Raw genomic sequence first — 6,448 nt, forward strand, 5'->3', positions numbered from 1 at the left:
GCCTCGCGTCACTCGGCATGAGGTTCTTGGGGCGCCTCCGGGGTTGGGTTCCGGGGGCGCCCTACTGCTCTGCCGCGTTCCCGAACGCGTTGGTTGGTTCTCAGGCGGTTCCAGCCGGCTGTCAGACGGAGACGTTCCCGGAACCGGCGTCGTCGGGCAGCTCTTCCAGCGGATCGGCGAAAGACACCGTACGGAGGATGGCACCCATCATGTCGGTGAAGCGGGGCCAGTAGTCCACGGCCGCCGTGAAGAGGGTGAATACGGCCGTGAACGGGCCGGTGGGAAACGGGACATGCACCTGGATCTGTGCGGTCACGAGATCGGTCGCCTCACGACCGCACGGCAGATCCAGCCATTGATAGGGGCGGCCCATATGGGCGGGGCTCGGTGGCTGAAGGGGCGAGCGGTACGGGTGACGTCATGGGGTGGACCGTTCGGGGCGTGGTGGTGTAGGTCGAAGGGGGGTCAGAAGTCCTCGGGAAGATAGTCGTTGATATCGACTTTTCGCCCGGAAGTGTCCATGGTCATGGTTACTTCCGAAGCCCCGGTGGCAGACTTGAAGTTGCTCGGCGGAATGATATCCACGCGAATTCGACCACTCGGCCTTCTGATGAGGATCGGCGAGAAGGATTCCGGCATCTGATGCTGAGCGGCGAAGTCTTCTACGGTTGCCCGCTGTTGCGGTGTCAGTGACTCCAGAGGGATCAGCTCGCTCGGCGGCACCACATACTGCAGGAGCTTCATACGCCAGACGGAGCTCAGCCGGCACCACGAGCCGTCCACAAACTGGACCTTGAAATCCGTCCCGTCCTTGAAGTTTTTGAGCTCGATGCTCCTGATGTCGGCACGGGGGCATTCCCAGAGCAGTTCGTCGTCGATCAGCTTCAGATCCTTCTTGTGGTAGGGGAGGCTCACGACCACCAGCCTGCGGTCGGTGACGATCAGATGAGTGCGGTAGTGCTTCTCGTCCGCGCGCCCGGGGTCCAGCTGCCAGGGCAGAGTCCGAGCGAGGGTGCCGGCTTCGGCCCACATGACAGGAAAGTCGTCCACCTCATCGGCCGGCTCGTCCGGGGCGTCGGAACTCTCGTCCTTGGCGTGTCCGCTGCCGCTGATGTTGCCCCCGGCGGAGCTGAGGAAGGCCAGGATGGCCGCGCCCCCGGCCATCGCGGCGGCCTTCAGGGATTTGTGGGCCACCACGCTGCCCGTCGAGCGGGCCGTGTAGGAAGGGCCCTCGGGCCACCCCGGCAACTCGTGCTGAATGTCGTTGCGCTGCGGGTCACGGAACCAACGCATACCCCTGACATGTGTCGCAGTGCCGGTGGCGAAGGCGACGGGGGCGCGGGAAAGAAGCATCTCCCCCGGTTCGGGCTGCCAGATCTTCAACGGCTCAGCTCCACACGATCGAGTTGCCGGATACTGACAAGCCCTCCGATGCCGGCGAGAACGGCCACCCAGAGGATCCACTCCTCCTGAAGGAGAGCGAAGGCAAGTCCGTAGGCAAGGTAGAAGCGCAGCGCCCACTTGATGATGGTCACGTCATCCCTGAGTTGTTTCCAGTCCCCGGTCCGACGGGCCACGTAGATCAGGACCCCGGGGGTGACGGAGCACACCGACCACTCCCAAGTTGGCATGGGCAGCAGCTCGTTGTTGAGGAGCTCCTTGCTCATCGGGGCCGCGAACAGACGGAGGAGTGCCAACGCGAAGATAAACTTGACGCCGGTCGCGCTGTGAGCGAGGAGTCACTCTCGCTGGGCGGGCCCGTTGGTTTCCACGGTTCGCTCCTGTTGGGTTGCTGGCCGCTGGCCGCGCTGCTAGAGATCGCCCGGTTGCGGCTTGGCCGGCTCTCCTGAGGGGCCCATCAGGATCGAGTGCGTCTCGTGGATGTCCTTGGCCGCCTTCGAGCGGACGCGGACCTCGACCATCAGGATTCCGCTGGGCAGGCGGGTGAGGGACGGGGGCTGGGCGTTGGCCGGGAGTTCGGCGAGGAAGCGGGTGAGGCGGTCGCGCTGGCCGCTGGTGAGTTCGCTCTGGGGGACGGCTCGGACCTGCCCCGCGAGCAGTTGGCACAAGCGCTCGGCACTGTCGGGATTGCCGGCGAAGAGGCGGACCCAGGACTGGTCGGTGAAGGTCAGCCGTACGTCGGCCTCGAGTTCGCTGTACTTCATCCTCTTGGCACCGGCGAGGGAGTCGCGCGGGAACTCCGCGAGTACGTCGGCCTTGTCCAGCGTGCCGGTCTGCGTGCCGAGGAAGAGGAGGCGGCGACTGGTGAGGACAAGATCGGTGGTGTAGCCCTTGGGGCGGCGGGCCGGGTCGAGTTGCCAGGGGACGGTCCGTGCCAGGCTGCCCTGCGCGGCCCACATGACGGGGAAGTCCTGGACCTCGTTCTCCGGTTCCTCCGGCTTGCCCCGCACGGGAACGTCCCCGAAGGGCGATCCCGAGGCTCCGCCGATGTTGGCGATGAGGTTCGCGATCAGGGGGATCCCGACCATGAAGGCCCGCCCGGTGCGCTGCGCGGCACGGTCCCCGGTCGAGTGCAGGGCGTAGGACGGACCTTCGGGCCACCCCGGCAGCTCGCTCTGGATGTCGTTGCGTTCGGTGTCCCTGAACCACCTGGACCCCGCGACGGCGGGGGAGACACCCGTGGCGAACTTGGCCATGGTGCGAAGCTGCAGGTCTTCGTCGGCGCTGGGGTACCAGTCCATCTCTACGTCACTTCTCCACAGAGGAATTCGATTCGCCGGGGTCGATGAACGAGACGGTCTGGAGGATTGCCGTCATCATGCGGTAGATCTCGGCCCAGTGATCCATCGAGGCCGTATAGAGGGTGAAGACGGCGGTGAACGGTCCTGTGGGGAAAGGGACATGGGCCTGGATCTGGCCGGTGAGGAGCTTTGTCTCCTCGCCGCTCACCGTCATCTCGGGGTTGAGTTTGTACTCGCGCACGGAAATGCAGGACACCGCCGGGCCGCACGGCAGGTCGAGCCAGATGGCGTCGTTGTACGGATCGCTGGACAGAGTCGCGAGGATGCCCTGAGCCACGACATCGGTGTCGGATCCGTCCTGGTCCGTGGGGACAATGCCCACAGTGAGGGCGCACTGGGCCACGCCGTCGGCAGGTTCGTGCCTGCTGATCTCCCCGTCTGCGGTCTCGCCCCCGTCTGCGGTGTCGTCCTCGTCCGCAGTGGAGAACAGACCCATCGCTGCGTAGGAGACACCCGTGTCCCCCATGACTTCGGCTATGGCCGCGTAGTAGGGCGCCGCCGGTTCCCAGATCGTCTCATCGCCACGGGAGTACAACTCTCGTACGAAAGAGTTGGCCCTGTCCGCGCGTTCTTCCGGGCTCATGCCGAGAGGGAGGGCGAAGAAACCCTCCGGAGTGAAGAACCAGATGGGCGGCAGGTTTCTGTCGGCAGGCGTGACGTGCAGAGTGTTCTTGGGATCCACGGCGGGGCTCATATGACGTGGTCGGCCGTTCCGGTCGGGAGGGGAGTGAGGGTCAGGTCAGGAAGTCTTCCGGGTGGTACTGGGTGAGCTTGAGTTCGGTGCCGTTGGCGTCCATCACCGTGTTCAGGCCCGAGTGACCGAACGACGCCCTGATGGTGCTGGGCGCCACGACCTCGATCCGGTAACAGCCGCAGGGGTTCCGTTTCACCAGGGGCGGCCGGGCATCGGCTGCCTGGGCCGCGGCGAAGGATTCGGCGGTGGCGCGCTGTGCCGGGGTGAGTGATTCCAGTGGAATGAAGTCGAGGGGTTCGATCAGATATCGCGTGAGCCTTTCCCGCTTCACGCTGCTCACCCTGCACCAGGAGCCGTCAAAAAAGGCGATCTTGGCATCGTTGCCGGTTTTGAAGTCCCGTAGCTCCACCCGGTCGATGGTGGACCGAGGTGTTTCCCACAGGACCGTGTCGTCGATCTGCTGCTCGTTCCCCTTGACGTAGGGAAAACCCACGATCACGAGGCGGCGATCGGTGATGACCGCGTGGGTGCGGTACTCCTTTTCGGAAACCCGGGCCGGGTCCAGTTGCCAGGGCAGTGTGCGGGCGAGGGTGCCGGGTGCGGCCCACATGACGGGAAAGTCCTCGACTTCGTCGGGCCGGTCCTGGGAAGTGTCCGAGCCCTTGTCGGAACGGCCGGGGCCGACACTGCCGGACTGGGAGCTCAAAAGGCCCATGATGGCCACCCCCGCAGCCATCGCGGCGCCCTTGACGGTGTTCCGGGCGGCGGTGTCTCCCGTGGAGCGGGCGGTATAGGTCGGCCCTTCGGGCCAGCCCGCCAATTCGCCCTTAATGTCGTTGCGTTCGGTGTCGCGGAACCACCGCATCCCCTTGACGCGCGTGGCGGCACCCGTGGCGAACTTGACGGGTGCGCGCGCGATCAGGGTCTCGCCCGCTTCGGGCAGCCAGACGCTCATATCGGTACGGTTCCTCCTCCGCGACGACCAACGGACCGATGCTTTCGCACTTCACGATGCCTTGTCAGGGAGGACACCTGCTTCCCCGAGGCCCGTTTTCGGGCTAGTCCCCCGCCAAGTGACCGTAGATCTTGGGGGCGATCTTGAGACCCGCGTCGAGGGCGATGCCACCAGCCCCGAAGGGGTTGATGTTCACTCCAGGAATGAGGTTGGCTCCCTTGGAGCCGATCAACTGCCCCTGGTGATAGCCCGCGACGGACAGGCCTCCCATCCGCGACATCAAGCCGCTGCCCGAATGCGCCACCTGGTAGGCCTCGTCGGACCAGCCTCCGATCTTCACCAGGCCGGCCTTGCCGAAACCACCGACGATGTCCGCGGATTCCTTTCCGAAGGACATGATGATCCGCGACCCGCCGGCGATTTTCGTCGCCTCGAAGCCCTTGCCGAGCCTGGTCGCCGTCAGCGCGGCCTTGGACGCGCCGACGATCTTGGCGCCCTTGCCGAACATTCCGATGCCCGGCAACAGGCCGACCGCGTCGAGCCCGAGCTGGGCCCAGCCCACATCCGCGCCGGCGGCCTTGGCGATCCCGTGGGCCGCCAGGGTGAGGCCTGCGCCGATGAGCGCGGCCGTGCCGAAGATGGCTGCGAGGGGAGGGAAGGGCAGCGTGACAATGGCCAGCACACCCATCAGGGCCGTGATGTCGCTGAGTACATCGCCGATCGCCTTGATCAGGTTGGCGTGGTCCTGGAGCCAGTCACCCGTGGCGTCCCAGGCGTTCGCGATCCCGCTGCCCAGCTTGTCCCAGAAGCCCGGCTCGTCGGGGGCGATGTCGCCCGCCTTGTCCAGCTCCTTGCTGATCTTCCGGGCGGCCTGGCGGTACTCCTCCTCCAGGTCGTGGACCCGCTGGATGACGCCGTCCACCGCGCTGGAGGCCTTGCCGAGTTCGTCGCTGCCCTTGCCGTCGCCCTTCTGGTCGGCCTTGGCCTGGGCGTCCGCCTTGGCGCTGAGCTTCTCCCCGGCCTCCTTCTCCAGCCGGTCCGCCCGTTCCTGGAAGCCGTCCAGTTGGTTGGCCCAGTGGTGCAGGGCGCGGGAGGCCTTGTCGAAGGAGTCGTGGCTCTTGCGGATGAGGGGGGTGACGTCCTGGCCGATGTAGTCGGTGAAGGCGATCGCGGTCTTGCCCTTCCAGGCACCGCACTCGATCCGTTCCAGTTCGCTCAGCGCCGTGCCCAGTTCGCCCGCCAGCTTGCCGATCTGCTTGGCGAGGTCGCGGGTGTCCTCGACGTTTCCCGGAGTGGGGTCCCAGCCGATGTGCGGGAACGCGGGCCGCTGCCCTGCCACGTCAGGAGTCCTTCTTCTTCGGGGACTTGAGGGACTGGGCGAGGTCCAGGTCGAGCTTGCCGAAGCTCTCCCCGATCTTGTTGATCATCTTCACGGCGCCCTGGGTGTGCTTGCCGAGCTGCTTGATCCCGTAGGCCCAGTCGTCGGCGAAGTCGTGCACGTCGTCGATGAGCTTGCCCTCGCCGACGGCGGAGGCGTCGGTGCCCTTGAGGGTGCGGCGGGCGGTCTCCATACGGTCGCTGATGGAGGAGAAGGTCTTCTTGAGGTCCTGGAAGATCGTGTCTTCGAGGCGCAGGTCAGCCATGGCAGGTCCGGTGTCTAATGTCTACGCGAACGGATCACGCGTACGTGGTCGCGGCGGGCGGGACGGCTGCGTACGGCATGCGGCGCTTCAAGGCGGACTCCCCCGTGAGACTGAAGTTCTGCAAGTGCACAAACGCTATCTGCGGGGTTCCTGATTTCGCCAGGGCGAACTGCACTGCGAACCAGGGCAATTCTGGGCGTAATCGGCGTCGTAAGCGTGAAGGATGTGTGTTGATTACACTCAGTTCTGCCTCTGTACGCCAACCGTGATGTGAGGGCTGGGCGGCCGGCCGGGTTGCCGGATCGGCGTGGCCGCCCCGCCCGAGGCGGCGAGGGCGGCCGTACCGATCGGCCCGCGTGGTACGTCGGCTCGTCAGCGGTTGACGGCCTGGATT

General features: G+C 65.9%; 8 protein-coding genes. All 8 read right to left on the reverse strand.

Annotated features, from left to right (window positions below; all coding sequences use genetic code 11):
• Positions 1-121: 121 nt before the first annotated feature.
• The 8 genes from MQN93_RS43420 to MQN93_RS43455 all read right to left on the reverse strand — a co-directional run bounded on the left by MQN93_RS43420 (position 122) and on the right by MQN93_RS43455 (position 6,054).
• Positions 122-316, reverse strand: a complete 195-nt coding sequence (locus MQN93_RS43420) for a hypothetical protein (protein ID WP_242713878.1) — start codon at positions 314-316, stop codon at positions 122-124.
• Between the two features lie 149 nt (positions 317-465).
• The gene (locus MQN93_RS43425; protein WP_242713879.1) at positions 466-1,383 is read right to left on the reverse strand and encodes a hypothetical protein; all 918 of its coding nucleotides are present in this window, start codon (positions 1,381-1,383) and stop codon (positions 466-468) included.
• A complete protein-coding gene (locus MQN93_RS43430; protein WP_242713880.1) occupies positions 1,380-1,667 on the reverse strand; it encodes a hypothetical protein in 288 nt (95 codons plus the stop codon). The genes MQN93_RS43425 and MQN93_RS43430 overlap by 4 nt, the downstream gene beginning before the upstream one ends.
• Positions 1,668-1,811: 144 nt before the next feature.
• Complete coding sequence (locus MQN93_RS43435) at positions 1,812-2,702, reverse strand: hypothetical protein (protein WP_242713881.1); 891 nt, start codon at positions 2,700-2,702, stop codon at positions 1,812-1,814.
• 7 nt (positions 2,703-2,709) lie between these two features.
• The gene (locus MQN93_RS43440) at positions 2,710-3,444 is read right to left on the reverse strand and encodes a hypothetical protein (RefSeq protein ID WP_242713882.1); all 735 of its coding nucleotides are present in this window, start codon (positions 3,442-3,444) and stop codon (positions 2,710-2,712) included.
• A 52-nt stretch (positions 3,445-3,496) separates the two neighbouring features.
• Positions 3,497-4,411: a hypothetical protein gene (locus tag MQN93_RS43445; protein ID WP_242713883.1), complete on the reverse strand. Its 915-nt coding sequence runs from the start codon at positions 4,409-4,411 to the stop codon at positions 3,497-3,499.
• A gap of 103 nt (positions 4,412-4,514) precedes the next feature.
• A complete protein-coding gene (locus tag MQN93_RS43450) occupies positions 4,515-5,750 on the reverse strand; it encodes a WXG100 family type VII secretion target (protein WP_016437590.1) in 1,236 nt (411 codons plus the stop codon).
• Position 5,751: 1 nt separating this feature from the next.
• Positions 5,752-6,054, reverse strand: a complete 303-nt coding sequence (locus MQN93_RS43455) for a hypothetical protein (protein WP_242713884.1) — start codon at positions 6,052-6,054, stop codon at positions 5,752-5,754.
• Positions 6,055-6,448: the final 394 nt, after the last annotated feature.

Origin of the sequence: Streptomyces spinosisporus (assembly GCF_022698145.1) — a bacterium.
GTDB classification, from domain to species: domain Bacteria; phylum Actinomycetota; class Actinomycetes; order Streptomycetales; family Streptomycetaceae; genus Streptomyces; species Streptomyces spinosisporus.

Coding starts and splice junctions, on each gene's coding strand:
- MQN93_RS43435 (WP_242713881.1), bottom strand. CDS start 2,702: ATGGACTGGTACCCCAGCGCCGACGAAGACCTGCAGCTTCGCACCATG.
- MQN93_RS43445 (WP_242713883.1), bottom strand. CDS start 4,411: ATGAGCGTCTGGCTGCCCGAAGCGGGCGAGACCCTGATCGCGCGCGCA.
- MQN93_RS43430 (WP_242713880.1), bottom strand. CDS start 1,667: ATGAGCAAGGAGCTCCTCAACAACGAGCTGCTGCCCATGCCAACTTGG.
- MQN93_RS43455 (WP_242713884.1), bottom strand. CDS start 6,054: ATGGCTGACCTGCGCCTCGAAGACACGATCTTCCAGGACCTCAAGAAG.